At 36.0% G+C, this 26,191-nt stretch carries 25 protein-coding genes; 12 read left to right on the forward strand and 13 right to left on the reverse strand.

What is annotated here, in order from left to right:
- Positions 1-15 precede the first annotated feature (15 nt).
- Together IPJ53_10300 and recF are read right to left on the reverse strand one after the other, a co-directional pair.
- Positions 16-306, reverse strand: coding sequence for a DUF721 domain-containing protein (locus tag IPJ53_10300; GenBank protein MBK7799495.1), 291 nt, complete (start codon positions 304-306; stop codon positions 16-18).
- The gene (recF, locus tag IPJ53_10305; protein MBK7799496.1) at positions 293-1,402 is read right to left on the reverse strand and encodes a DNA replication and repair protein RecF; all 1,110 of its coding nucleotides are present in this window, start codon (positions 1,400-1,402) and stop codon (positions 293-295) included. The genes IPJ53_10300 and recF overlap by 14 nt, the downstream gene beginning before the upstream one ends.
- Before the next feature lie 64 nt (positions 1,403-1,466).
- Here recF and pdhA point away from each other — a divergent pair, with 64 nt between their 5' ends.
- From pdhA to IPJ53_10340, 7 genes are all read left to right on the forward strand, one after another.
- Positions 1,467-2,510 carry a pyruvate dehydrogenase (acetyl-transferring) E1 component subunit alpha gene (gene pdhA, locus IPJ53_10310; protein ID MBK7799497.1) on the forward strand — a complete coding sequence of 348 codons (1,044 nt, stop codon included), beginning with the start codon at positions 1,467-1,469 and terminating at the stop codon, positions 2,508-2,510.
- An 88-nt stretch (positions 2,511-2,598) separates the two neighbouring features.
- The gene (locus IPJ53_10315; GenBank protein ID MBK7799498.1) at positions 2,599-3,318 is read left to right on the forward strand and encodes a tetratricopeptide repeat protein; all 720 of its coding nucleotides are present in this window, start codon (positions 2,599-2,601) and stop codon (positions 3,316-3,318) included.
- 9 nt (positions 3,319-3,327) lie between these two features.
- Positions 3,328-3,813: a 6,7-dimethyl-8-ribityllumazine synthase gene (locus IPJ53_10320; GenBank protein ID MBK7799499.1), complete on the forward strand. Its 486-nt coding sequence runs from the start codon at positions 3,328-3,330 to the stop codon at positions 3,811-3,813.
- The gene (locus IPJ53_10325; protein MBK7799500.1) at positions 3,810-4,658 is read left to right on the forward strand and encodes an MBL fold metallo-hydrolase; all 849 of its coding nucleotides are present in this window, start codon (positions 3,810-3,812) and stop codon (positions 4,656-4,658) included. The genes IPJ53_10320 and IPJ53_10325 overlap by 4 nt, the downstream gene beginning before the upstream one ends.
- Positions 4,659-4,800: 142 nt before the next feature.
- On the forward strand, positions 4,801-5,364 hold the full coding sequence (locus tag IPJ53_10330; protein MBK7799501.1) for a hypothetical protein: 564 nt from the start codon (positions 4,801-4,803) through the stop codon (positions 5,362-5,364).
- A 7-nt stretch (positions 5,365-5,371) separates the two neighbouring features.
- A complete protein-coding gene (locus IPJ53_10335) occupies positions 5,372-5,923 on the forward strand; it encodes a hypothetical protein (GenBank protein ID MBK7799502.1) in 552 nt (183 codons plus the stop codon).
- A gap of 78 nt (positions 5,924-6,001) precedes the next feature.
- Positions 6,002-6,733, forward strand: a complete 732-nt coding sequence (locus tag IPJ53_10340; protein ID MBK7799503.1) for a methyltransferase domain-containing protein — start codon at positions 6,002-6,004, stop codon at positions 6,731-6,733.
- Between the two features lie 2 nt (positions 6,734-6,735).
- Here IPJ53_10340 and IPJ53_10345 read toward each other — a convergent pair whose 3' ends face one another.
- The 4 genes from IPJ53_10345 to IPJ53_10360 form a co-directional block, all read right to left on the reverse strand.
- Positions 6,736-8,199 carry an O-antigen ligase family protein gene (locus tag IPJ53_10345; GenBank protein ID MBK7799504.1) on the reverse strand — a complete coding sequence of 488 codons (1,464 nt, stop codon included), beginning with the start codon at positions 8,197-8,199 and terminating at the stop codon, positions 6,736-6,738.
- Positions 8,160-9,146 (reverse strand): hypothetical protein, encoded by a 987-nt coding sequence (locus IPJ53_10350; protein ID MBK7799505.1) that lies wholly within the window; start codon positions 9,144-9,146, stop codon positions 8,160-8,162. The genes IPJ53_10345 and IPJ53_10350 overlap by 40 nt, the downstream gene beginning before the upstream one ends.
- A gap of 111 nt (positions 9,147-9,257) precedes the next feature.
- On the reverse strand, positions 9,258-10,337 hold the full coding sequence (locus IPJ53_10355; GenBank protein ID MBK7799506.1) for a M48 family metallopeptidase: 1,080 nt from the start codon (positions 10,335-10,337) through the stop codon (positions 9,258-9,260).
- A gap of 23 nt (positions 10,338-10,360) precedes the next feature.
- Positions 10,361-11,620: an asparagine synthetase B gene (locus IPJ53_10360; protein MBK7799507.1), complete on the reverse strand. Its 1,260-nt coding sequence runs from the start codon at positions 11,618-11,620 to the stop codon at positions 10,361-10,363.
- A 149-nt stretch (positions 11,621-11,769) separates the two neighbouring features.
- Between IPJ53_10360 and IPJ53_10365 the strand changes: the two genes are divergently transcribed.
- Positions 11,770-13,887 (forward strand): VWA domain-containing protein, encoded by a 2,118-nt coding sequence (locus IPJ53_10365; GenBank protein ID MBK7799508.1) that lies wholly within the window; start codon positions 11,770-11,772, stop codon positions 13,885-13,887.
- A gap of 10 nt (positions 13,888-13,897) precedes the next feature.
- Here the strand turns inward: IPJ53_10365 and IPJ53_10370 are convergent, their stop codons facing one another.
- The 3 genes from IPJ53_10370 to IPJ53_10380 all read right to left on the reverse strand — a co-directional run bounded on the left by IPJ53_10370 (position 13,898) and on the right by IPJ53_10380 (position 16,404).
- The gene (locus IPJ53_10370; protein MBK7799509.1) at positions 13,898-14,362 is read right to left on the reverse strand and encodes a CAP domain-containing protein; all 465 of its coding nucleotides are present in this window, start codon (positions 14,360-14,362) and stop codon (positions 13,898-13,900) included.
- A 119-nt stretch (positions 14,363-14,481) separates the two neighbouring features.
- The gene (gene pyrF, locus IPJ53_10375) at positions 14,482-15,291 is read right to left on the reverse strand and encodes an orotidine-5'-phosphate decarboxylase (protein MBK7799510.1); all 810 of its coding nucleotides are present in this window, start codon (positions 15,289-15,291) and stop codon (positions 14,482-14,484) included.
- An 18-nt stretch (positions 15,292-15,309) separates the two neighbouring features.
- Positions 15,310-16,404, reverse strand: coding sequence for an Mrp/NBP35 family ATP-binding protein (locus IPJ53_10380; protein ID MBK7799511.1), 1,095 nt, complete (start codon positions 16,402-16,404; stop codon positions 15,310-15,312).
- Between the two features lie 85 nt (positions 16,405-16,489).
- Here IPJ53_10380 and ribF point away from each other — a divergent pair, with 85 nt between their 5' ends.
- The 4 genes from ribF (at position 16,490) to IPJ53_10400 (ending at position 21,784) form a co-directional block, all read left to right on the forward strand.
- Positions 16,490-18,499, forward strand: a complete 2,010-nt coding sequence (gene ribF, locus IPJ53_10385; protein MBK7799512.1) for a riboflavin biosynthesis protein RibF — start codon at positions 16,490-16,492, stop codon at positions 18,497-18,499.
- A gap of 1 nt (position 18,500) precedes the next feature.
- Positions 18,501-19,226 carry an RluA family pseudouridine synthase gene (locus tag IPJ53_10390; GenBank protein ID MBK7799513.1) on the forward strand — a complete coding sequence of 242 codons (726 nt, stop codon included), beginning with the start codon at positions 18,501-18,503 and terminating at the stop codon, positions 19,224-19,226.
- Positions 19,227-19,331: 105 nt separating this feature from the next.
- Positions 19,332-19,976: a response regulator transcription factor gene (locus tag IPJ53_10395; protein MBK7799514.1), complete on the forward strand. Its 645-nt coding sequence runs from the start codon at positions 19,332-19,334 to the stop codon at positions 19,974-19,976.
- A 65-nt stretch (positions 19,977-20,041) separates the two neighbouring features.
- The gene (locus IPJ53_10400) at positions 20,042-21,784 is read left to right on the forward strand and encodes a hypothetical protein (protein MBK7799515.1); all 1,743 of its coding nucleotides are present in this window, start codon (positions 20,042-20,044) and stop codon (positions 21,782-21,784) included.
- Positions 21,785-22,164: 380 nt separating this feature from the next.
- Here the strand turns inward: IPJ53_10400 and IPJ53_10405 are convergent, their stop codons facing one another.
- Genes IPJ53_10405 through folE form a run of 4 tightly spaced genes read right to left on the reverse strand, consistent with a single transcriptional unit; the run spans position 22,165 to position 26,115 of the window.
- On the reverse strand, positions 22,165-24,072 hold the full coding sequence (locus tag IPJ53_10405) for an ABC-F family ATP-binding cassette domain-containing protein (protein MBK7799516.1): 1,908 nt from the start codon (positions 24,070-24,072) through the stop codon (positions 22,165-22,167).
- An 11-nt stretch (positions 24,073-24,083) separates the two neighbouring features.
- On the reverse strand, positions 24,084-24,653 hold the full coding sequence (locus tag IPJ53_10410; protein ID MBK7799517.1) for a YqgE/AlgH family protein: 570 nt from the start codon (positions 24,651-24,653) through the stop codon (positions 24,084-24,086).
- Positions 24,650-25,537, reverse strand: coding sequence for an ACP S-malonyltransferase (gene fabD, locus IPJ53_10415; protein ID MBK7799518.1), 888 nt, complete (start codon positions 25,535-25,537; stop codon positions 24,650-24,652). Before fabD ends, IPJ53_10410 begins: the two co-directional genes overlap by 4 nt.
- Positions 25,537-26,115 (reverse strand): GTP cyclohydrolase I FolE, encoded by a 579-nt coding sequence (folE, locus tag IPJ53_10420; GenBank protein MBK7799519.1) that lies wholly within the window; start codon positions 26,113-26,115, stop codon positions 25,537-25,539. Before folE ends, fabD begins: the two co-directional genes overlap by 1 nt.
- Positions 26,116-26,191 lie beyond the last annotated feature (76 nt).

Here is a 26,191-nt window from a genome sequence, read left to right on the forward strand (position 1 = left end):
CAAATGATTAATGGATTAACGAAAATTGAGCTCAAGAATTAAATCTTCCTTCAAATGCTCATTTAGCTTATCAAGAATTTGTTTTTTGTTCATTGATAAATCAGCCCTGAGGTTAGAGGAATTCACATAAATGCTAAGGATTTTATTCCTGTAGATTATTTTTTCTGTATAACCATTTGACAAACTTCCAAAAAGTTCAAACCAAATATTTTCAATGCGTTTCTGAATCAATTTATTTTTAAATAGTTCCTGATTGGCAAAGTCACCTAATACATCTGCCAGTTTCTGATCGTTAGTCCGTTTCATAAGGCGCTAAATTACCATCGTTGAGATAAACAATGTTTGATTTTGAATTTATTTTGGATGCTAAATTTTTGGCGCGCTCTGGATGGTTATCTGTAATAAAACATTGGTCAATTTGTTCCTCAATCAAGACATCCAAGAGCGACTCAATCCTTGATGAATCAAGTTTTGCAAAAAGGTCGTCGAGCAACATCACTGGCTTTTTACCAGAATATTTATAAAGATACCGATATTGGGCCAATCTGAGTGCAAGCAACAAAGTTTTAATTTGTCCCTGTGACCCATATTCCTTTAATTTTTTTTCATTAAAGAAAGGTATCAATTGGTCTTTATGAATTCCAGAATGTGTTCTGGCCAACAATAGATCCTTAGGATATTCTCTTTGCCACTTGGAAATCAAATCTTCAGCCGCATCAGAAGTGTACTCCATGTATGAATTTTGTAAACCTTTACTGATTTTTAATGAAAATTGATCGAGCAAAGGATTCAACTGCACTAGAAAATCCCTACGCTTTTCATATATGTATTTTGCAGAAAGATTCATTCCCTGATGATAACTATCCAGAAGATGGTAGTCTGTATGTTGAGAACTTTTCGCAAGCTTTAAAGAAGCATTTCTTTGCTTTAGAAGTCGATTATACTGAAGAAGATGCATTAGATACTGATGATCCACCTGGATTAAAGTCTGGTTGATAAACTTCCTTCGATCTTCAGAATCATGGATAAAAGTAAAAATGTCATCCGGCACTACCATTACTACCGGTATTTTCCCAACATGATCCGAAGCCTTTAAGTATTTTTTTAGATCCCACTCTACTTCTTTCAACTTGTTTTCGGCCATTTTTACAACCAGAAAATGTGTTTCAACCTCATCCTGCCAAGTGGCTTCCATTCTAAAAAAATCTTTTCCGTTTAAAATCATTTGCCCATCATTAGAGTTGAAAAAACTCTTTGTCATACAGGAATAATAAATGGCATCCAGAATGTTGGTTTTTCCTGCTCCATTGGGTCCAATTATAAAATTAATGCCATCCTGCCATGGGTAGGACAAATTTTTAAAATTTTTGAATTGAATTAAATTGAGATTCGTAAGGATCATGAAGATGCTAAAAAGCGTTGCGAAGTTAAGCTTAAAGCCGTATTTTTGCATCAAATTTGGATCCATGGCCGATACCTTGACTAAAAAAAATGCTCCTTCGAATTCAAAAGAAGCAAAAAAAATAACCTACGATAAGAAGACCTGGCTACTTTGGTATGAGACCATGGTCCGTGTACGTAAGTTCGAAGAACGTACATTGATGATGTATTCTCAACAAAAAATAAGGGGCTTTTGCCATGTTTATATTGGTCAGGAGGCTATTGCAGCTGGCTTGGTAACGGGAATTAAAAAGGAGGATGCCTTGGTGACCGGTTATCGCCAGCACGGTTTGGCTTTGTGCAGAGGATTATCAAGTAGTTCCTGCATGGCTGAATTGTTTGGCAAATCAGGAGGATGTGTAAAAGGTAAGGGTGGGTCCATGCATTTCTTTTCGAGGGAACACCGATTTTTTGGAGGGAATGGCATCGTAGGTGCCCAAATTCCAATTGGGACTGGCATCGCCTTTGCAGAAAAATACAGAGACTCTGGTCTACTATGTGTAACCATGTTTGGAGACGGTGCTGCTCGACAAGGGGCTCTTTATGAAGCCTTTAATATGGCTATGACCTGGAAGTTGCCGGTAATTTACATTGTGGAAAATAATGGTTATGCAATGGGGACCAGTGTGGAGCGGACCAGTAATGTAAGTGAGCTGTATAAAATTGGATCAGCATTTGACATGCCTTCGGAGCAGGTAAATGGAATGGATCCTGTCGCTGTTCATGAAGCCCTAGCTAAGGCAGCATCCCATTGTAGAAAAGGAAACGGCCCTTATTTTTTAGAAATTAAGACTTACAGATATAGAGGCCATTCCGTTTCTGATCCAGGAAATTATCGATCCAAAGAAGAGGTAGAACACTACAAAACGCTAGATCCAATCATAGTAACTGAACAGAGGATTTTAAGTGAAAAAATCGCTTCCCAGGCAGAACTTGATAAAATTCAAGAAGATATCAGGTTAGAAATTGATGAAGCTATAAAATTTGCTGAGGAATCACCTTTTCCACTGCCTGAAGCCTTGTATGATGACAATTATGTACAAAAGGACTACCCTTTTCTCATAGATTGAACGACAATAGTTTATTAAATTTATCCTGATTTACTGAGTTATATTGTCAAGCCGTATTATTTTTGCAAAGTTTTTGTAAAAAATAGCCATGGCAAAAGGATACAGATCACAGACACAACCTAAACATATTGTTTCTTCCAGCAGCTCTAAAGCAGATGAAACGATTTTGGATATCTCTGAAGTAAAACATCAGGCTGAGCACTTTCTTGAAAAATATAAGAGCTTACTTATCGTAGGTATAGGAGGATTAGCGCTGGTTATAGGTGGATATTTAGCATATAAGTACTTATACATAGAGCCACAAAACAAAGATGCATTGGAACAAATGTATCAGGCTGAAATGCTTTTTGAAAAGGACTCTTTTGATTTAGCCTTAAATAACCCAGGTGGGGGATTTTCAGGGTTCAAAGAAATTGCTGAGAATTTTGGTGGCACCCCTGCTGGAAATCTGGCAAAATACTATGCCGGTATGTGTTATTTAAATTTAGGTAATTTTCAGGAAGCTAAGGCATATTTTGAAGATTATGATGGCGACGGAGAAGTCATGTCAATTTTAAAATGGGGATCTTTAGGTGATGCAAATGCTAACCTAAACGACTTTTCTTCGGCCATATCCAATTATGAAAAGGCTTCAACAATAAGGAAAAATGAGTTTTTGACTCCGGTTTACCTCAAGAAACTTGGAATATTAAAAGAACAACAAGGCGATAAAGAAGGAGCTTTAAAAGCTTTCAATGAAATCAAAGAAAAGTATGCCAGTTCTCCGGATGGTAGCAATATTGAACGATACATCATCAAACTTCAGTAAAATTTAAATATGTCAGGAAAGTCTCCTTCTTCGAAAAACCTTAAGGAGGGGAATATTCCCGGATTGGTTATCCTTGCAGCCGAATGGCATGAGGATGTAATACAATCTTTACTTATAGGCTGTCTTAATACACTTAAACTACACGGAATAGGTACAAAGTCAGTTACCGTTAGAAGAGTACCCGGTAGTTTCGAACTTCCACTGGCAGCACAGTGGTATTTAGAGAAAGATTCGACACAGGCTGTGATATGCCTTGGATGTGTTATAAAAGGTGAGACTCAACACGACGAAATAATTAATCATTCCATTGCCAAGGCTTTTCATGAATTAAACTTAAAGTATGGCAAACCTGTTTTGAATGGAGTCTTAACCACCCTAAACAAAAAACAAGCTAAAGCAAGGGCAGGTGGTAAACACGGTAATAAAGGAAGCGACTGTGCACATGCAGCGATTAAAATGATTCAACTGAAAGAAGAATTAGATAAGTTGAAATGATAACAAAGATTTATCCAATTGATGCGGGTATGTTCAAACTGGATGGCGGTGCTATGTTTGGAGTGGTTCCCAAAACCATGTGGCAAAAGCTTAATCCACCTGATGAGAATAATATGTGCTCCTGGGCCTTAAGGTGTCTTTTGATTCAAACTGAAGATCGCAACATTCTTGTTGAAACAGGTATGGGGCATAAGCAAGACGAAAAATTTAGAGCTCATTTCTCCCCTCATGGAGATGGTGACCTTATCCCCTCTTTAATAAAAGCAGGCATACAACCTGAGAAAATCACAGATGTCATTTTAACCCATTTACATTTTGATCATTGTGGCGGCGCAGTTTTAAGAAATAAGGATGGCGAACTTTCCCCAACTTTCCCTTTTGCCCGTTATTGGACTCATTCCACTCATTGGGATTGGGCCAACAATCCGAATGATCGCGAAAAGGCTTCCTTTCTAAAAGAAAATTTCATGCCTTTAAAGGAGGCTGGACAGCTATATTTCTTTGACCAACTTCCCCATAAAGATAATTGGCCGGAAGAAATAGCCATTCATTTATGCAATGGCCATACGGAAGCCATGATGGTGTTGGAATTCAACTTTGATGGGGTTAATTACCTTTACCCGGCTGATTTGATACCATCTAGCTACCATATCCCTTTACCTTATATTATGGCATATGATGTGAGACCCTTAGAGGCAATTAAGGAAAAATTGCAACTTCTTGAGCTCGCAGTAAAAAATAACAGTATTATAATTTTAGAACATGACCCTACTCATACAGCATGTTCTGTCCATAAAAATGAATCGGGCAAAATTCAAATTAAGCAATATTTCGATTTGATTTAGTAACCACACTTACTAATATTCTCTATTTTATCTACTTGCCAAATCTTTTCCTAAATATTTTAAACATTTACGGAATTAAATTGTAGATTTGGAGTATAATGTGGTTTTTCAAACAATTGAAATCATAGTTTTAATTTGTTTTATGCTTTTTACAAGAATTGGATTACCTCAACTTTATAGTAATGTTTCAGGGAATGTAAAAAAATCCTGCACCCCGAAATCCTACACTAATTTGGTATTTGTGTTTGCCTTAGCTATGACCGTTTCTTGCACGAAAACCCCAATAGATCATAATAGAATTTCAGAAATATCATCTGCTCTTGTCGGTGAATGGCAACTTGAAAAAGTTGAAATGATAGATCCGGCCAGTACTTTAAACAACAAGGAGGATATTACTGAAATTATGTTGGGTATGAACCCCTCTACTTTGAGTATCAATGAGAATACATACCTCATTGCCCCAGGAACTTCCATCCACTTTATACCGCAAAACGGCTCATGGTCATTAGTATATCTTAATGGAACCTACTTGTTGGATTTAAGTTATGGGACTTTAAAAAATACAATTGCTTTAATCAACCCTGAATTCCCGGAACAAGAGGATAGATTGCTTTACAGCTTCAGGAAGCCTCCTCCGGAATGCCTACAAGAGTCTGACAATGTAGAAGACTTAGAGTATTTGTACCATTTCAGTCGTATTAAATGATGAAGAAATGAGAATTTATTATTGTATAATTATATTGTTGGTTTTTAAGGTAGATAAGAATTCTGCATCGGATGTAAATCATGTTCAGAATAATCTGTTTATAAAATACGAACAATTAGCGAAAGAAAAGTACAACTTACCGGACACATCTAAGTTTGAAACCATCAAAATATATTCATTTCCCAATTACCCGGAAGGCAAGCTACTAAGTTCACCTGATGAACCCTTTATATTCTATTATACACACCGAATTGAAGAGAAGCAAAGTCTCAAATTAAGGGAACAGTTTGCTGTTTATATCAGAGCTATTGGAAGTGATGGAAAAGAATATCGATATGGTAATTTAGCCACAATTAACAATCTCCCAGAATTACTGATGAAAGAAAAAGCCGAGGGATTGTATCGCTATGCTTTCATTCCATCCAAACTTTTTAAGAATATTTTACCTGATCAAGTTAAAGTAAGCCAACTAAATATACAGATTTTGGCAATACCTTATTGCAACAGTCCCGTATGCGCGGTTGATGGTAATTTCAATTACTATTATTCCTGCAAGTAATAAATCCGACCGATCTGAAATTTTGATGTTGAAATAACTGCTTCAATGCATACCTTTGGATTGTATTCATAAAATAGTATGCTGTCTTACAGAAATAAGTTATATCAGAATTACAATACTAATCAAGTCAACCAGTCAGGTCGTCATTCCTTTTCTCAAAAATTCATTGAAGAAAGTGAATGGTTTTCAAAGGAAATTCTTCCACTCATTCAAGATAAAAAAGAATTACAAATTTTAGATATTGGTTGTGGGAATGGTTCATTATTACACGCCTGCAAATTAGCTGGGTACACTAAAATAATTGGGATAGATATTTCAGCAGAACAAGTAATGCTTGCTCATCAGTTGGGTATTACAGAGGTCAAACATGCAGAAACTATAGAATATCTTAACAGTACCCCCGACCAATATGATGTAATATTCTGTATGGACATTATTGAACATTTTACTAAAGATGAATTAGTGGTTTTATTAGATTTGATCAAATCAAGGATGAATGATCAGGCAAGGATAATTTTCAGGACGCCAAATATGGACACTCCATTTAACAGCATTTATGCATTTGGGGACTTTACCCACGAAAACCATCTCAATGCCCAATCTGCTAATCAATTGATGTTGAGTCTGGGATTCAAAGAAATTCAAACATTACCCTCAAGAATGGCAACAAAGGGATTTATTAAAGAAATTGTTCGGAGTTTGTTGTGGACATTCATTAATATCTTTATCAGACTTATAATCTATAGTACTGGAAGGTCATCTAAAAATGTAATTCTCTCTCCAAATCTTATAATAATTGCTAAAAGATAATCTTAAGCATTCAATCGCTTATACTTAATGTCAAAGTATATCAATACAGATATAAGAAACCAAAAAATTACAGAAGCCTTATCTGTATCAAGGTAATTGTTTAATATCCCGTGAACAAAGTAGGTCATTAATGCACAAGCAGCAGTGGAGATATAAATCTTGTCATTACCATTATAGGCTTTATAATAGACCCTAAAAGCGTAGTAAAATGTCATTATAAAAATGAGCAGAAACAAAACAAACCCCAACACTCCACTTTCTGCCAACGGGCCTAAATATTCACTGTGCGCATTTCCGACATCTCCAAAATTGGTACTGATTATGGTATAATTATGAGCCAATTGAAAAGGTGCGTATTCAAACATATAGGTCCCAGGGCCCCATCCGAATAAGGGTTTCGCCTGCCACATTGCCAAAGCGCAAGACCACCTGTTGATTCTTTCGAGATTTGAAGGATCAGAAGAAATGTTGGTGATGGATTCAAAATTTTCTACCAAATCATCTGAACTCGATACTTTATTTTGTTCCAGGTCTTTAATGATGGACTCAACATTATAAGTCAGGTAAAAAATGATCAATAAAAAAACAAACAATAAGTACCTGAATTTGACCTTTAACTTAAAAATAATATAAAGAAATAAAGCTGGAATGATACTTACCCAAGCAGCTCTGGAATAAGTTATTATTAAACAAAATATTAAAACCAATATCAAAAAAATAAAGAAATTTCTGATTAATATATTTTTACTATTTAATTTGACTAAGGCGAAAGAAACTGGAATTGTCATGGCCAAAACTGCACCTAGAATTGCATGATCTTTAAAAAATGGTTGCATGGTCCACTGTGAAGGTTTGTCTTCAAAATGATGTGTTGACAAATGAATAATATTATAGAAAGCTACTATTGACATTCCAACAGTAAATAGATTCAAAAAAATTCTTATCCTATCTTCATTTTTTAAAAAAAAATATGAAAAAAAATAGCAAGGAAAGATAAACCAGCATTTAGCAATTAAATATTTTACTGAAACTAACTGATTTACACTCGTCATGGAGGTGATCAGCATCCATACGAGATACAAATATATCAAGATGCTAAACGGATGAGTAAAGATGGAGGTGTCAATGTCTTTTTGAGAAAACAGATAATAAATTAATAGCACGACTAAAAGAAATAACAAAGGTTCAGCCGGTAATGATAAACTCAAACTCCCTAATTCTACATCATTAGGATTAATTGACAGTGGTGTTAAAATAGCTATCCCATACCAAATAAGGTCAGGCTTCAGAAAAAACAATACAGCGCCAAAAAAAATGACTGGGAGTAAAAATGCATAATGGAAATCCCAGTAGATGAGCGCTACCGATACAGCAGTAAATCCTATACAGAAATAAAGTATCCTGCGATCTGAAAGGACCTCTCCACTTATTTCCCTAACTCTATCTGCTTCTTGATTTGAGGCCATTTGTTTTTAAGAAGAAGGAGGCTTAATGCAATAAAAAAAGAAGAAATTACACTGATCATTACAATTAACCAACGCACAGGAAAATACTTTTTCTCTGCAGGAATTGCAGGGTCAACTACAAATTTTTGAGAAAATTGGATTTCTGCATCTGCTTTAGTTTGGGTCAAAAATTTACTGATGAGTACTTGGTTTTCAATTTCTTTTTCATAGACTCTTTCCAGTCTATCAAAATCCTCCCCGTACCTTATATTGTCTTCCACCAACTTCTTGAGAGATGCTCTTTCTGTTGGAGATGATTCAGCGTACGCCTGAATTAGATAACCTCTTTGGAACTGGCTCATCACTCCTTTAATCGAAAAAGTATCCATTATTTTTTTCATGGAATCAAGTACTACTTTTTGGTTAGCCTGATTTTTTTCGAGATTTTGAATTAAATCATTTGCTCTCTTCTGGACAACCTCGTATTTAATGGTATCAAAATAGGCAGTAATTGAATTCGCAATATCCGAGGCCATCATAGGATCTTTATCTGCCACTGTAATTTCTATTGAATTGAATTTATTCCGTTTAGTACTGACATTTGATTTAAACATCTTCACCACGTAGGTATGTGCGAATGGCTCAGATTTAATAATTTCATAGTGTGTGTACAAATCAAACTTGTCAATTATTCTTTCTATCAATCTATTGGAGTTGAGTATCTCGAGTGCCTGTTCGGCCTCCCCTGTTTCTCCAAAATCGGTAATATTCCCTCTTCTTAAAGCAGTTTCGTTGACTGGAGCTTGAGATAATTTTACAGGAAAAATGGTAGTTGAAGATTTATAGTATTCAGGAATTAATAAGGATACTCCGGCTGAAACGACCGCAGTAAAAATAAATATATATATAAATAAATTCTTCTTTAGCCAGACAATTCTAACAATGTCTATAAAACTCAAAACTTCCATATAATTCTATTAATCATCTAAATGTCCCAAACAAATACTTGAAGGTTACATCTTCTAGAGCGCACAAAAGTAATAATTTATTGTAAATCAAATTCATACCTAAGAACCTCCCTAAATTTTGAGTTTCTCAAAAATTTCTTGGAGCTGTGGGTATTCCACCTCAGATCCAGATAAGGGATTCTCTTTAATAAGCGCTTTAATTCTCTTCGAACGTTCTTCTGTGAGAGGATGTGTACTCATAAATTCAGGTAGTGAGCTTTTATTATTTGCTTCTTCCAATGCTAAGATTCCAAACAAGTCCACGATCCCACTGGGAGAAATATTCAGATTTTTCATCAAATGGAAGGCTGCTTTATCAGCTGATAATTCAAATTCTCTGGAATAACTAAGATTTTGAATAGATGATAAGTTTTCTACTACCACCCCACTTATTGCTCCCAAATGACCTAAAGCCAGTTGAATTATCATATAAGCACCTAAAGACTTGAACATCGTTTTGAGAGTATGCCGCTCTTCCACATGTGCAATTTCGTGCCCCATCAATCCAACCAACTGGCGATAATTTGTCATTTTATCTAAGATACCTTTATTTACAACAATAAACCCTCCGGGCAAGGCAAAAGCGTTTACGGTGGAGTCCTTTAAAAAGGAGAAATTAAAATGATAGGCAGATTGATGATTAAGAAGCTGATAAAATTCATTTAAATATTGGGTTTTCAAGGTGTCCAGTGAAGGAGAATTGCTGTATTGATCTATACCTGATTGCCCAATTTTTAATTCCCATTCAATTGGGACTTTTTCTGAGGCCCATTGAGTTAACCTTGGCAAACCAAAAAAATAGGTGTAAAAAAGTAAAACCAAAGTTGATAGAACTACCAACCCCAAAATAGAATAAAAGCCCCCCCAACTAAAACCAGGATTCTTAAAAAAATTCTTTTGAGGGAAAGCTTCATTTAGAGCTTCTAAAGCCAACTCTTCCCTTACCTCCAGATATTCGAAAGGATCACGAGTCCCCCATTTAATTAATAAATGATTCGTCTTATAATTTTGTCTACTTAATAATTCTTTGTTCCAAAGCGAGAGAATCTCACCCTCTTCATCAAGGATTTTTATCTCTTCGTCCTCGATACTAAAGCTTACTGGTTGACCTTTTGGTTTAATGCCGGAATAATAAACTGCCTGATACAACATGGATTCATATTTTTTTATATTATTCAGGTTTTCCTTTCTTTCTTTTTCGCAGCAGGAAAGAGGATATTATTCAAAATTAACCTGTATCCAGGAGAATTTGGATGCAAATTCAAGTCAGTAGGAGGATCTCCGACATGATGCTGATAATCCTCTGGATCATGTCCGGCATAGAAGGTCCATGTCCCATATCCAAATTTTCCATGTATGTAGCGCACTTCATCAACTGCTTTATTGTCACCTAGAATCAAAACATCGGATTTTACAAATTCACGCTTAAATGCGGTCGTTTGACCCATAAATCCTTTAACAGTTCTGGTATGATTTTGAGTAAGCATTGTAGGAATGGGATCCCATTTGGCTGAAAAATCAAAAAGCTGGAAATAATCGTTTTCCGGGATCACTTTTCGATTGAAATTATTATCGATTGATGAGAATTCATACTGCAATGGATCTTTAACTAAAGTGAAGTTTTTAAAGGCCAAGGTTGTAGAAAAGTCAAGTTTTGAATCCGGATCAGAGTCAGCAGCATCGCCGTCAAAATACTTGGCACAAATATCTAATCCACTAGCAGACAAGGCAATATCATAGGAATCAGTGGCAGAGCACATTGCAAACATGAAGCCTCCACCAGCAATATATTTTTGAATTTGAATTGCAACATTAAGTTTCAACTGAGAAACTTTGGCAAAACCAAGCTCTTTTGCTAAATTTTCCTGCCGCCGCTGATTTTCCTTATACCAAGGCTGTCCGTTAAAATTAGCGTAAAACTTACCGTATTGTCCTGTAAAGTCCTCATGGTGTAAATGCAACCAGTCATATTTTGCCAACAATCCGTTGACAATCTCTTTGTCATAAATCTTATCAAAAGGAATCTCGGCATAAGTGAGTGCTAGGGTTACCGCATCATCCCAAGGTTGAATCCGCTCCCCTTTTTCATTAAATTCCGGTGTGTAGACAGCAATTCGAGGGGCTTTTTCAAGCTTCATAACTTCCTGATTGATTTCCGGATTATTGATCTCTTCACGGATTCGGATATACTCTGCATCAGCTATCACTTCATAACTGACCCCCCTTGTAATGCATTCTTTTTCAAAGGTTTTGGTATGTACAAATGCAAAGCTCCCTCCACGATAGTTTAACAACCAAAATGCTTCAATATTTTGATTGATCACCCAATAGGTTATTCCATAGGCCTTTAGATGATTTACTTGCTTAACATCCATGGGAATCAGGATATAAGAAGCCTTCAATGGAACAAAAAAAACTAAAAACAAAAGGGTCATTCCAATTTTGGCCCATTTTAACCGTTTGTCTTTTATGGAATAAGCTGTCATAGGTTCAACAACAAATTAAATTTCTATTAGTTATATGATGGTCTGTATATTAATATAAACCAAAAAAATAATAGCAAAAGAAGTCCAAATTATGATATTTGCACTCCCTACAACGTAAAATGGATCAAATTAGTTTTCAATACCCAATTCATTATCTTTTCTTTGGCCTCTTACTTGCCATAGGAGTCGGTTTTCTCCTTTATTTTAAGACCCGTCAGTTTTTTGACAGGCCTGATCGGGATAAATTTATGCTGGCGATTTTAAGAACATCAGTTGTCTTTTTGCTATTTGTTCTTTTGATGAATCCGATGATTAAACGATTTAATCAGGAAATTAAAAAACCGGTAATCACGCTAGCCATTGATCAATCACGTTCAATGATTCATAGAGACAGCACTTGGGTTAAGGATTTTACTGAAAATTTAAACCGCTTTGAGTCGAAGATTTCTGAAAAATATGAAATTCAAAAAATTGGATTTGGCAAAAATGCAAGAACTATAAAAGAATTTGCATTTAGCGAACTATCTACTGATCTTGGCAATTCGATGGATTATATTTCAGAACAAATGGATCCACTCTATTTAAAAGGCATTGTATTGTTTTCAGATGGAATCTACAATACCGGCAAGAATCCATTGTACCACCCACTAACTGGATTAGTGCCTGTCTATGGAATCATTCATGGTGACTCTACACAGGAAAAAGACTTAAGCATTCAACGAGTTTATCACAATGACATCATTTATTCAGGAGATAACTTTTCAATTCAAATAGATATTCAAGCATGGCAATGTGATCCTTCAAAATACAGTTTTAAACTTAGTCGCCTTGAAAATAATAATTGGATCATTATCAGTGACCAATCCGAAACAATCGAAAAGTCAAATTACTTCATTACTAAAAATTTAGTAAGCACCTCAGAAAAACCTGGCATTTACAAATATAGAATCCAATGCAGTCATATCAATGGAGAGAAGAATTTGCTTAACAACAGCAAGGAATTCTACGTGGAAGTACTTGATTCAAGAAAAAAAGTTTTAATACTGGCACATTCACCACATCCAGACATTTCAGCAATTAAAGAATCTTTAGAATCCAATAAAAATTATGAAGTAAAAATAAAGTACCCAAAGGACCCTATTGAAAAAATGGAAGAGTTAAGTTTGGTCATTTTTCACCAACTGCCAAATTTTTCTTACGACCTTACAGGTATACTTTCAAGATTGGATGCATTAAAAGTATCAAGAATATTTATTATCGGTCAGCAAACAGAAATTTCTTTATTCAATCAAAAACAAGATTTACTCAAAATTAATGCAAGTAACAAGAGCAGCAACGAATCTCAGGCCATCTATTCTGAATTATTTAATTCCTTTACAATTGACCCTGCTACCCTGTTGAGTCTAAGCCGATACCCTCCGCTAATTACTGCTTTTGGAAACTATCAGTTAGATCCTACCGCTAATGTTATGTTGTATCAGAGGATAGGAAAAGTGGACACAAAATATCCTCTATGGGTTTTTGGAGAAAGAGGCGGAATCAAAACTTCGATTATCTGTGGAGAAGGTTTATGGAAATGGAAGCTCAATGATTATATTCAAAATAACAATTTTAATTCCTTTCATGAATTATTATCTAAATCCTTGCAATACACCTCAACGAAGGAAGATCGGAGAAAGTTTAGAATAAGTTTGAACAAAAGGGTCTTTAGTGAATCGGATCAAATTATTTTTAATGCAGAACTTTATAATGACAATTATGAAAGAATTAATAAACCGGATGTATTTTTAAAATTGACATCTTCTGATAATAAAACTTATGATTTCACCTTTGGAAAAAAGGAAAATTTTTATGAATTGAATGCTGGTTCTTTGCCTGAAGGAGAATACAAATTTATAGGAAATTGTCAATGGAACAACCTGAAGTTAAATTCTGAAGGACGCTTAAATATTCAGTCCAATCAACTTGAATTCACCAATCTGGTTGCCCGACCAGATTTACTCAGAGGTTTGGCTGAAAAATCAGGTGGCAGCGTGTATCAAAAAAATCAAATGGATGATTTGGCAGATTTATTAATGCGAGATGAAAAGAGCAAACCCATCATATTCCAAACATTGGACATCAAACCATTAATTGACCGCAAGTGGATATTTTTTCTGTTATTTTTAATGTTGGGATTAGAATGGTTTTTTCGCAGATATTGGGGTAGTTATTAATCCATACTGGTTAATATTTTTGAGTAGCCAAATTCTGAACCCAATAATCACCAAATTTAACAATAGCTGTTTCTTCGTAATTCCCCATTAAGTTTTTACAATGTGCCGGACTGTCCCTCCAAGCCATAAAAATATCCTGCGGAGTATCATAACCCCCTCCCACATTTTCTGCAAATACTTGCCATATATATCCTGCCTTCTTTAATCTCTTATCTGCCCTTTGGCCATTTCCATCGGAATGGGACAACAAAGCATTGCGATGCATATATCTTGCATGCTCAAGCGCCGCTTGTGCTATTTTAACATTCCACCTTAATGGCAGACGGGGTGGCATTGAATCTGTACCGCATTTACATCCTTTGGAACGTTGTTCATTCACCAATTCTAAAACTTCACTTTGATAAGGTAGAAGCGTGTTTGGATTTGAAACAATGCATGATATAATTGTCCAAGCTATAGTAAGTAAAGAGAACATGGTGAAATATTTATGAGGAATAACGAATCAAAATTAAATTAATTTGATTCAAGCATTGGATGTCAAATAAAATCAGTTGATTTAACTATAATTTATGAAATCAAATCAATTATTCAATCTCAAAAAAAATCAGCCATTTGGGACTGGTAATCTGAAGCTGCTTCTACAACGTCTGCCATTGAAGTATTTAACGATTTTGGATAAAGTATTTTTCTACCCACATTGATCAATAATCCCTCAGAAATATTCCTGCCATTTAATATGACTTCTTTTAAATCACCACCCTGCTCCCCTACTCCCGGAATGAGAAGGAAGGCATTTGGACAATGTTGCCTGACCTTAAGCAAATATTCAGCTTTTGTAGCACCAACGACATACATTATATTATTTTTAAAAGCAGAATGTTCAAAAACTTTCAAAATCCTCTCAAAAAAATATTCACCTATATCTGTTTGAACAAGTTCGAAATCGGCTGCTCCGGGATTGGAAGTTAATGCCAATATGATTGACCATTTTTCTTTAAATTGAAAAAATGGCTCCAATGAATCAACACCCATATATGGATGCAAGGTAACAGCGTCTGCTCCAAGTCGCTCAAAAAAATATTCCGCATATTTTTTTGATGTATTTCCAATATCCGCACGTTTTGCATCGGCGATTATCAAACATTCCTCAGGGATTATTTTTACCAATTTTTCCAATTGAATCCAACCCTCTGGGCCCAAAGTCTCAAAAAATGCGATGTTAATTTTATATGCTACAGCCAGATGGGAAGTATTCCTTACAACTTCACTACAGAATTCAAAAAATGGCTGATTCAAAGAACGAAAATTTGATGGCATTTTCTCCAAATCGGGATCCAAACCGATACAAAGAAAAGATTTTTTAAATCGAATTTGTGAAGTCAGAAACGAAGTATCTTTAAACATAAATAGCCCTTTTGACTTTTATCCATTTTGTTCGACTCTTCTGGTTGGAGACAACACCAGATTGCGCAATTGAACTTTTTTATCCATCTTTTCAGCAATATCCAGGTAGATATTCATATACTCATCATTGCTATTTGCATCAAACACATTCCCGGAATCCGAACGCTCCCTGAGAGTCTCAACAATTGGGATTTGACCCAATAATAAAGAGTGGGTAAAATTGGCCAATCTAGTGCCACCATTCTTTCCGAAAATATAATATTTTTTGCTCTTATCATCTTCCGGCACAAACCAGGACATGTTTTCGACAACTCCCAGTATCGGAACCTTGATCTGATCCATGGTAAACATATTGGCAGCCTTAATGGCATCAATAACTGCAACTTCTTGTGGTGTAGTGACCATCACCACTCCGGTAAGGGGGATGGTTTGGACCAGTGTTAGTTGTACATCTCCAGTGCCAGGAGGTAAATCAATAATCAAATAATCCAGATCCGGCCAATAAGTTTCTTGAAAGAATTGCTTGATGATTGCTGCCAGCCGTGGGCCTCTAAGAACAACTGCCTGTTCGGGTTCAATTATATTTCCCAGGGAAATAACCGGAATTCCATTGACCATGATTGGCACCAAAAGTTTTTTCCCATCCACATCCGTTACCTGGGGTTTTTGATTTTTAATTCCAAGCATGGTAGGTAAAGACGGTCCGTAAAGATCTGCATCAAGCAGACCAGTTTTAAATCCCAAACGGTGAAGGGCTAAAGCAAGATTTACGGATACGGTGGACTTTCCAACACCACCTTTCCCGGAACAAACCGCAATAAAATTATTGATTTGGGGCAATAAAGAATTTGGAGTGTCGCTAAAAGGTGATTGAGTAACAAAATGAGCATGAATTTGGTAATCCATGAATTTGCTGCTTAAATCCTGGTAAATAAGTTGATAGAGATCTTCCTTAGAAGCATAGTTTTTACCTGGCAATACAATGTTAAAATAAATATTCTGCCCCTCCACCCTAAGTTCTCTGATCATTTTCAGGGAAATAATGTCCTTTCCCGATATCGGCTCGACAATGGTTTTCATTGCCTCTATTAAGTTTTCTATCAATGAGTTCATAATTTGTTAAATAATTCACAAAAGTACATTGAGGGTAGTGAAATACATTGTAGCAGGCAATTTTTATTAATTTTGTGGCTGAGCCATGAAAGTCATCTATCTTCAACGAGACCCTTTACCTAAATTTACGAATGCCGTTGTTACAATAGGCGCATTTGATGGATTTCACGAAGGTCATCGTGACATTGTTGATCAAGTTTGTGCACAAGCAAAACTGGTAGGAGGAGAATCTGTTTTGATAACTTTTGACCCCCACCCAAGACAAATTTTGGATCAAGATCCCGCCAATCTTTATTTGCTAAATAGTTTGGAGGAGAAAGTTTTTCTTCTGGGAGAAACGAATTTAGATTATTTGGTAATAGTTCCATTTACTTTTGGCTTTTCACAAATGGTTGCTGAAGAGTACATTGAAGATTTTCTGATCAAGCAATTTTCTCCTCATACATTGATCATAGGATTTGATCATAGATTTGGCATGAATAGTTTAGGAGACATTCAACTCATGCATTCTTATGCTGACAATCATTCTTTCAAACTCATTGAAATTGCCAAAAAAGAAGATGAACAAATCAAGATAAGTTCAACACAAATCCGGGAAGCAATTCAATTAAATGATTTTGCAAAGGCAACCAGACTTTTAGGGCGCCCTTACATGGTTATGGGTAAGGTGGTCCAAGGTCAACATCTAGGAACTCAGATAGGCTATCCTACTGCAAATCTTGAGCTACCTGAAAAAGTAAAACTAATTCCCAATTCAGGAATTTATGCTGCCATTGCCCAAATAAATAACATAAGTTATGATGCCCTACTTTATATAGGTTCAAGGCCAACCATTGGCGAACAGCTTCAACAATCCATTGAAATTCATCTTAAAAATTTTCATGGAGATCTTTATGGGCAGCAAATATTAGTTGAAGTAGTCGAATTCATCAGACCCGATAGAAAATTTGAAAATTTAGATCAACTTACTGACCAAATTAAGGATGATGATCGAAAGATTACCGATATTTTATTCCGCTATCATTTGACAGAGGCCGGATTAAAAAGGAGTCCTAAAGTTGCAGTTGTTGTATTGAACTACAACGGTGAAAAGTACCTAAGAGAATATCTTCCAGATTTATTCAAACACCTACCAAATTATGCAAAGCTTTATGTAATCGACAATGCATCTTCAGATGACAGTGTACTTTTTTTGCAACACAATTATCCGGAGGTCAAAAGAATTATTCTCAAGAAGAATTACGGATATGCGGAAGGTTATAACAAAGGTTTGGCGCAGATTGAATCAGATTATTTCATTTTAGTCAATTCAGATGTAAAAGTAAATGAAGAATGGATAGGCCCCCTTTTATCTCGGATGAAGGCTGATCCAAACAACATGGCTTGCCAGCCTAAAATTCTTTCTGTATCAGATCCCGGTAGTTTTGAATATGCCGGTGCTGCGGGAGGTTTAATCGATTTACTCGGTTATACTTTTTCAAGAGGGAGAATGTTAAGTCTAGTGGAAAAAGATGAATCTCAATATGAGAGTGCGAAAAAAATTTTCTGGTCCAGTGGAGCTGCTATGATGGTCAATGCAAAAATGTTTAAAGCACTTGGTGGGTTTGATGGAGATTATTTTGCCCATCAAGAGGAAATTGATTTATGTTGGAGGATTCAGCGTGCAGGTGGCAATATTTGGTATGAACCTAAATCCAGAATTTACCACCTTGGTGGAGGTACATTGGAATATACCAACCCACGAAAAATCTTTTTAAATTTCAGAAATAATCTTTCAACTATATTTAAAAACGTTCCTTACATCTTCCTTTTTATTCTGCTTCCATTTAGGTTGATGATAGATTTTTTAATAAGCATTAAGTATTTGCTTTCAGGACAGTTCATTCTTTTTTTTAAAGTAATTGAAGCGTATGTTATTTCAATATTGTCCACCTTGTACCTTATGCACAAAAAGGATCACTACAACTCTATGATAGAAAAAGCAAAGATTGGCCCTACTCAATTTGCAGGTTTGCTTAGAGGTTCTTTGTTTTTGCACTATTACCTCTTTGGCAATAAGAAAACATCTGATATAGGATCCCAATACCTTGATTAATTTGAAAACTTTAATTGATATTATTTATCAGGATGAACAGATATTGATCGTCAATAAACCATCCGGACTTTTGAGTATTCCGGATAGGTATGATCAATCAAAAGAGAATCTGTTTCAATTGCTTAAACTACAATATGATCCATTGTTTATTGTACATCGATTGGATCGAGAGACCAGCGGGTTAATTTGTTTTGGTCGAAATGCAGAATCCCATAAGGAATTGAGCATGAGCTTTGAAAGCCGAGAGGTAGTCAAAACATACCTGGCCATAGCCGAATCAACTCCTCCGGAAAATGAAGGGCTTATAAATGCAGCCATCGCACATTCGGCTGGCGGTGATGGCAGAATGGTCAATCACCCAAAAGGAAAACCATCCGTTACAAAATACCGACTTCTGAAGGCTTGGAAGCAGTTTTGTTTGCTGGAATTAAAACCCCAAACCGGTAGAACTCATCAAATCAGGGTTCATCTTGCATATATGGGCTGCCCCATTGTAGCTGACAAATTATATGGGATCAGAGATCAGCTAACAATTAAAGACATCAAGGTGAAAAGTAAATTATCAAAGGAAGAAGAAGAATTCAGACCACTTATTAATCGTACAGCCTTGCATGCTTATTCCTTAAGTTTTATGTTGCATGATAAGACCATGAGTTTTCAAGCGGAACCGCCAAAAGATTTTAGGGCAGTTATCCATCAGTTAGATAAATGGAGAAGTTTAAAATAAACTTTCACATTTTCGTATATAAATTAATATAATTTATGTAAACTTGCATTTCAATCCTGTTTCTTATCCACTCTCTACACTCCCTTACAAAAAAGAGAAATATTCATGATAAGAGTTGCAATTGCTGATGATCATGCTATGTTTGTTGATGGAATTGAATCCATTTTACAAAGTGAAGCAAACATCCATTTAGTTGATAAGTGCTTTGACGGAAGTGCCGTTTTTCAAATGTTGGCAGGAGATCGGATTGATGTTCTTCTGTTGGATATTAACCTACCTGTGATGAGTGGAATCGAAGTAACCTCTAAAATTCAAAAAGAATTCCCCAAGGTTAAGGTCCTGGCTTTATCCATGTACAATGAAAAGAGTTTTGTTACCGAAATCCTTAAAAATGGTGCCCTTGGATATATACTTAAGAACACCGGACGAGCAGAATTGCTAAAAGCAATAGAAACAGTTGCCACTGGAGAAACATATTTCAGCTCAGAAGTCACTGAAACCATCATGTCAGGATTATTAAAAAACAATCCTGCAAAAAAATCAAGCAGGTTGCTAATTCCTAAAATCTCTCGAAGAGAAAAGGAAGTCCTTGCGCTCATAGTAAAAGAGTACACCACTCAGGATATTGCGAATTCGCTTTTTATTAGTTTGAAGACTGTTGAATCCCACAGAAGCAATCTAATTTCTAAATTGAATGTAAAGAATACCGCCGGGCTGGTCAGAGCTGCGTATGAATTAAAACTCATCTGACTCTAAAAAATCAAGGAAAACCCTGATTTTAATTCTTTTACAATCAGTTAACTTTGCGTTTACCCGTGAAAAACTATCTGATTATATTTATAATCCTGAGCAGTCTGGCTAATTTGTCCGGACAAGACTTGGATTTTTTATTTAGCAATACTGAGGCAAATCAGCAATCCAGCCCTTATTTGGATAGCCTGGCATTCAAAGTCGATTCTTTGATAAAGGAGCATAAATTTGATGAGATCATTATTCCTACCATTCGGTTAATAGAAAAATACCTTGATTTAAATGATTTGAACAAGGTCCACCAATATCGTTTTTTACTTTCAAAAGTCTATTATATCCTCGGATGGTACCCTAAATCAATCGTCAATCTTGAATATTGTCATGTTTTTTTTCGTCAGAACAATCGAATTCTTGACTTGGTGAGAACCTATAATTTTATGACTCTTGTTTATTATAAAATGGGCAATAATGAAATGGCTGCATACTTTCTTGGCCAGGCGGAAGCTGAGAAACCATCCAAAAACAACCCACTTTGTTTCAATGAAAATATGCTTTTGGATGCCCTTATACGGTTAGGTCTTAACAACCCACTGGCTAAACCAAAACTTTTTGAAGTTTTAAAATATGCCAAGACTAATGGAATGAATGAAATGCTTTCCAATTGTTATTCATTTTTGGGAGATTTTTATTCTTTAAATGGCAATCCGGTACAAGGATGTATAGCCTACCAAAAAGCTGCTGAAATTGCTGAAGCTATTGGCTTTCTTGCTGACCACAAAGCTTTGAACAGCAAAATATTTGACTGTCTGAGAAATCAGGAAAAACATCAGGAAGCAAGCCTGGCATTACTTAAATATATTGAAACTAATGACAGTCTACACCACATTGAACGCAATGAAATTCTTAACCGATCAATTGATCGGTATGAACAAAAAGAAATTCGTGAGGACAGAATCGACCTTGCTCAAAATCAACGTTTATTCGAACTCAAAAACAGAAGATCTAATTTCACCTTATATGGTTTGTTATTCAGCATAGCATCTATCCTTTTAGCGGGATTCATCATCATTTTGTTTTATCAACAAAAATTATCGGCAAATGAGATCATCCACAGTCAAAATGAACAAATCAATCAACAGAAAATTACAGAACTGGAAAACAACCTGACTCTTCAAACGATGAAATCAATGATAGCTGGCCAGGAGGAGGAACGTGAAAGGATCGCCAAAGACCTACACGACAGTCTGGGAGGCTTACTATCCACGATTAAACTCAGATTTGACAAACTACAATCAGATAATAAGGTAGCTCTAAGCAGTCCGGATTTTAACAAAGTACATGATTTGATTGATGTGGCATGTGTGGAGGTAAGAAATATTTCTCATGACTTAAAGCCAGGCGCACTGGAGGATCTTGGTTTGATTGAAGCCATAAAAGATATGCTGAATCGTTACAATCGTGAAAAGGGTCCCGAAATAATTTTTCAAGCTTACGGTTTTGATGGCAATGAGAAGATCATCGAATCCTCAAGGGCACTACAAGTCTATAGAATAGTTCAAGAATTGCTCAACAACTCCATTAAACACTCCAAGGGAAAAGAAATTCTTGTCCAACTCAGTTTGAAGGAACCTGATCTTGAAATCATTGTAGAGGATGATGGCATAGGTTACCAGCCGGAAGCTATCAACAAGGGTATGGGTTTGGAGAATATTAAATCAAGAATTAAATATCTTAAAGGAGAACTTTCTATTAAATCCAGACCAAATGAAGGTACCTCCACGCTCATCCAAGTTCCCGTCAAAAGTTAAAAACTCAGGGTTTACCCTGATTTTTAAAAATCGGGGTTTTCATTGATTTCCAAGTAATTATTATAGCCAATCTTTGTACTGTCGATAACGATTAAAAAGTTAATAGTTACGATGCTTGATTTGAATATTGAAAATGGGATCCAGGAAAAGGACTATCAGTATGGCATTAATTAGTTTTGGTTAGCTAATACGGGATTAATTCTTTGGTAAATATCAATGAGATCGTTCTATCTACTGCTTCTGCAGCTATAGAAATAAAGTACTGATAGTCCTTCTTGGTTTTAAAGGTTAAAAAGTCGTGATAGAATATATTTGATTTAGGTTTATCCCCAAAGCCATTCTAAAAAGGCCATTTCTGAGAAGAAATGGCCTTTTTTATTTTATCCTGCCAACTCAATGAGTTGTTCCCATTCAATCGTTTTTAATTCAATATCTGATTTTAAACTATTATATTCTGATAGTAATTTCTGGCTGTCAGGAGCTTTATAAAAATCTGGGTCAGCCATTTTTAATTCAAAATCTTTTTTCTTTTTCTCACGAGATTCTATGTCTTTTTCCAGGACTTGAATTCTCTTAACAAGCTTTTTCTTTTCTTCAGTATTAAGAGATTCGCTTTTCTGACTTAAATTTTGCTCAATAGGTACTGCAATTTGCTGCTTAGCAAAAGTATTTTCAAGATCAGTTGCCTCAATTTTTTCTAAAAAATAATCAATGTCTCCTTCAAAAAAACGAATAGTTTTATTTGAGAAAAAACAAGTACGTTCGGCAAGATCTCTTAAAAACTCTCTATCATGAGACACAATAACGACAGTTCCTTTGTATTGTTTGATTGCCTCTTTTAGAGATTCCTTTGAGGGAATATCCAGGTGATGAGTAGGTTCATCGAGTATAAGGAAATTGTGCTCCTGAACTAACAATACAGCCAATCTTACCCTTGATTTTTCACCACCACTCAATACTTTTATACGCTTATCCACATCCTCTCCACTAAATCCCAATCCACCAAGAATTTTTCTGATCATTGGACGAATTTGTGGAAGTGCGGCATATTCTACCGTTTCCATTATGGTTAAATCCGGATTCAAAATCTCACCATGTTCTTGAGCAAAATATCCAATTTTAATTTCATGCCCATATTTCAAATGTCCATGAGTGGGCTCTATTGCTTTGCTGAGCAATTTCACCATCGTACTTTTTCCTTGACCATTTTGACCAATAAACGACAACTTTTGCCCACGCTCCAAGACAAAATCAAGATCCTTTAATACTTCCAATGGACCATAGGACTTAGAAAGATGATGAGCTTCCACCACAATTCTCCCTCCAGGATGAGAAGGTTGGAATCGCAATCTTATTGAACCTTGTTCATCATCCGGCTCATCTATGACATCCATTCGGGCTAATTCAGATTGCAAGGATTTGGCAAAACTTGCTTTATTTGCTTTGGCTCTGAATTTATCTATTAGCTGTTCTTTATGTTGAATAAGCTTTTGCTGGGATTTGTATTCATTTAATTCAACCTCCCGTCGCTCCTTTTTATAGTTTATAAAATCAGAATATGTACCAACGTAATCATAAATTCTACCTCTATCTACTTCTATGATGCGCTTAGCTATGTTATTCACAAACATCAAGTCATGCGAAATCAACAAAACACTCCCTTCATAGGCAATAAGATATTTCTCGAGCCATTGAATGGATAAAATATCCAAATGATTATTAGGTTCATCCAGCAACATTAAATCCGGTTTGGCTAATAATAACTTTGCAAGCTCCACCCTCATCCTCCAGCCACCGCTAAATTCTCTGGTCGGTCTAACTAAATCAGTTGGCTTAAATCCCAAACCGGTAAGGATTTTTTCAATTTCTCCATCCAATTTATCCGCATTTAGGTATTCCAGTCGATGCTGAACTTCAGACATCGTCTCTACAGCTCTGATCATTACATCATGATCCAAATCAGGTTTATGAAGTAAATCCTCACATTCTTGAAGAGTAGTTTTAAGACTTTCTATTTCTTCCATTGATGCCAGAACTTCATCTTTAACACTCCGGCCTTCATCCTCTGGTAACTCCTGACGAAGATACCCAACAGTGAGTTTTTTAGGTTTTTCGATAAAACCCTCATCAGGTGATATAACGCCTGACAAAACTTTAATCAGGGTTGATTTACCACTTCCGTTACGCCCGGTTACAGCTAACTTCTCCCCTTCTGTAATTGTAAAAGAGATTTTATCAAAAAGGGCCCTCTCCCCAAATCTGAGTGTTAAGTTTTGAATTCTGATCAAAGCAATAATTGTTAGTTAAAAATATAATCCCCATCAATTTGGCTGATGGCTTCAAAATGCTCCCCTTTGTCCTTGAGCATACTTTTCCATAGTTCATCTATCTTGTTATTAAACAAGTAATTAGGATCCATTTCTGAAATAATCCAAGAACGTTCATCTAATTCAGTAGATAATTGTCCTGCCGTCCAACCACTGTAGCCAAGAAAAAATCTAATATTTTCAGGAAGAATAAGCTTCTGATCAATTAAAAACTTCAAGGCTGTGAAATCCCCACCCCAATAAATTCCATTTGCAATTTTGACCGATTCTTCCAACATGTCCCCAACATTATGCAGATAATGCAAAGTAGTGGTAGCCACAGGGCCTCCGGCAAATACCTTGGAGGGAAAGTCCTCTATATCCTCGACAAGCTCCGAAAGCTCAAAATCAGTTTCTTTATTTAGAACAAATCCAACTGTTCCATCCTCTTCGGTATGATCTACGATTAATACCACCGAGCGCTTAAAATTGGGATCTAACATAAAAGGTTCTGACAAGAGTACTTGCCCAGACTTGATCGGAGTATTTGTTCCCTCACTCATAATGTTTCAACAGGTATATTTCTGTCAATTCTTTTTAAAAAACCGGATAAAACAGTACCATTGCCCCCCACTTCTGTAAAGTGATTTATTTGATCAGCAATCATGTTTTGCATGGTTTGAGTCCATTTTACTGGGGAGGTTAACTGAAGATTTAAATTCCTCTTTAGTTGAGTGGGATCTGAATATGGACAAGCATCAACATTTTGGTAAATGGCACATATTGGTTCGGAAAATGTGGTATTGTCGATTGCTGCAGCCAGTTTTTCCCGCGCAGGTTCCATAAGAGGTGAATGAAAAGCACCTCCAACCGCCAATAGGATAAACCTTTTAGCCCCAATTTCCATAAGTTTCTTCTCTGCAAGCTGCAATCCAGCAAGACTACCGGATATAACTAGTTGACCTGGACAATTATAGTTCGCAGGAACCACTATTTCTTCATTTATTGAAGCACAAACCTCCTCAATTTGCTCATCAGACAAACCTACTATGGCAGCCATTGAACCTGGGTTCAAATCACAAGCTTCCTGCATAGCAAGTGCTCTGGTCCGAACTAAAGATAAGCCAGCTTCAAAACTTATAACCCCCGATGCAACTAATGCTGAAAATTCACCAAGAGAATGCCCTGCCATTCCCTTAATACCATCAATATTCCCGCTTGATTTAAGCTTAACTATTGAGTGTATAAACACAGACGGTTGAGTAATATGCGTTTGTTTAAGTTCATCATCTGTCCCTTCAAACATAATGTCTGAAATCCTGAACCCTAGGAAATCGTTTGCCTGCTCAAAAAGTGATTTTGCCACATCAGAAGATTCATAAAGATCTTTCCCCATTCCCCTATACTGACTTGCCTGTCCAGGAAATATATATGCTTTATTTAGCATCAACTGTTTTTATTAATAAGATTCATAAATTCATTTCTCGTCTCAAAGGTCTTAAAAACTCCTGTAAATGCCGAGGTTGTAGTCATACTATTTTGCTTTTGCACCCCCCTCATCATCATACACATGTGTCTGGCTTCAATCACTACGGCGACTCCATGAGGTTTTAAAGTATCCTGGATGGCGTTCATTATTTCCAGTGTAAGCCTTTCCTGCACTTGCAATCTCCTTGAAAAAACATCTACCAATCGGGGCAACTTGCTCAGACCGACAATATATCCATTAGGAATATAGGCGATATGTGCTTTTCCAAAAAAAGGCAATAAATGATGTTCGCAAAGAGAATACAGTTCAATATCCTTTACCAGCACCATTTCACTGTAATCTTCCTTAAAAAGGGCTGATTCCAAAATCCCAACAGGATTGTCACGATAGCCCTGAGTAAGGAATTCCATGGCCTTTGCAGCTCTTGTAGGGGTTTTTGCCAATCCTTCACGATCAGAATTCTCTCCTAAACCACTAATTATTTGCTCGAAAAATCCGACGAGCTCTTTATTTCTCAATATTTGATTTTCTTTCATTTTGTGTAAATATAGATTACGAAACCAACTGATAAAGAATTAGTTTACCGATATGACTTATTTTAAAAATAGTCTA

The organism is Candidatus Vicinibacter affinis, assembly GCA_016714365.1.
Lineage (GTDB): Bacteria > Bacteroidota > Bacteroidia > Chitinophagales > Saprospiraceae > Vicinibacter > Vicinibacter affinis.

Excerpts from the sequence above, each read along its gene's own strand:
- IPJ53_10300 (MBK7799495.1), bottom strand. The coding sequence starts at position 306 with ATGAAACGGACTAACGATCAGAAACTGGCAGATGTATTAGGTGACTTT.
- recF (MBK7799496.1), bottom strand. The coding sequence starts at position 1,402 with ATGATCCTTACGAATCTCAATTTAATTCAATTCAAAAATTTTAAAAAT.
- pdhA (MBK7799497.1), top strand. The coding sequence starts at position 1,467 with ATGGCCGATACCTTGACTAAAAAAAATGCTCCTTCGAATTCAAAAGAA.
- IPJ53_10315 (MBK7799498.1), top strand. The coding sequence starts at position 2,599 with ATGGCAAAAGGATACAGATCACAGACACAACCTAAACATATTGTTTCT.
- IPJ53_10320 (MBK7799499.1), top strand. The coding sequence starts at position 3,328 with ATGTCAGGAAAGTCTCCTTCTTCGAAAAACCTTAAGGAGGGGAATATT.
- IPJ53_10325 (MBK7799500.1), top strand. The coding sequence starts at position 3,810 with ATGATAACAAAGATTTATCCAATTGATGCGGGTATGTTCAAACTGGAT.
- IPJ53_10330 (MBK7799501.1), top strand. The coding sequence starts at position 4,801 with ATGCTTTTTACAAGAATTGGATTACCTCAACTTTATAGTAATGTTTCA.
- IPJ53_10335 (MBK7799502.1), top strand. The coding sequence starts at position 5,372 with ATGAGAATTTATTATTGTATAATTATATTGTTGGTTTTTAAGGTAGAT.
- IPJ53_10340 (MBK7799503.1), top strand. The coding sequence starts at position 6,002 with ATGCTGTCTTACAGAAATAAGTTATATCAGAATTACAATACTAATCAA.
- IPJ53_10345 (MBK7799504.1), bottom strand. The coding sequence starts at position 8,199 with ATGGCCTCAAATCAAGAAGCAGATAGAGTTAGGGAAATAAGTGGAGAG.
- IPJ53_10350 (MBK7799505.1), bottom strand. The coding sequence starts at position 9,146 with ATGGAAGTTTTGAGTTTTATAGACATTGTTAGAATTGTCTGGCTAAAG.
- IPJ53_10355 (MBK7799506.1), bottom strand. The coding sequence starts at position 10,337 with ATGTTGTATCAGGCAGTTTATTATTCCGGCATTAAACCAAAAGGTCAA.
- IPJ53_10360 (MBK7799507.1), bottom strand. The coding sequence starts at position 11,620 with ATGACCCTTTTGTTTTTAGTTTTTTTTGTTCCATTGAAGGCTTCTTAT.
- IPJ53_10370 (MBK7799509.1), bottom strand. The coding sequence starts at position 14,362 with ATGTTCTCTTTACTTACTATAGCTTGGACAATTATATCATGCATTGTT.
- pyrF (MBK7799510.1), bottom strand. The coding sequence starts at position 15,291 with ATGTTTAAAGATACTTCGTTTCTGACTTCACAAATTCGATTTAAAAAA.
- IPJ53_10380 (MBK7799511.1), bottom strand. The coding sequence starts at position 16,404 with ATGAACTCATTGATAGAAAACTTAATAGAGGCAATGAAAACCATTGTC.
- ribF (MBK7799512.1), top strand. The coding sequence starts at position 16,490 with ATGAAAGTCATCTATCTTCAACGAGACCCTTTACCTAAATTTACGAAT.
- IPJ53_10395 (MBK7799514.1), top strand. The coding sequence starts at position 19,332 with ATGATAAGAGTTGCAATTGCTGATGATCATGCTATGTTTGTTGATGGA.
- IPJ53_10410 (MBK7799517.1), bottom strand. The coding sequence starts at position 24,653 with ATGAGTGAGGGAACAAATACTCCGATCAAGTCTGGGCAAGTACTCTTG.
- fabD (MBK7799518.1), bottom strand. The coding sequence starts at position 25,537 with ATGCTAAATAAAGCATATATATTTCCTGGACAGGCAAGTCAGTATAGG.
- folE (MBK7799519.1), bottom strand. The coding sequence starts at position 26,115 with ATGAAAGAAAATCAAATATTGAGAAATAAAGAGCTCGTCGGATTTTTC.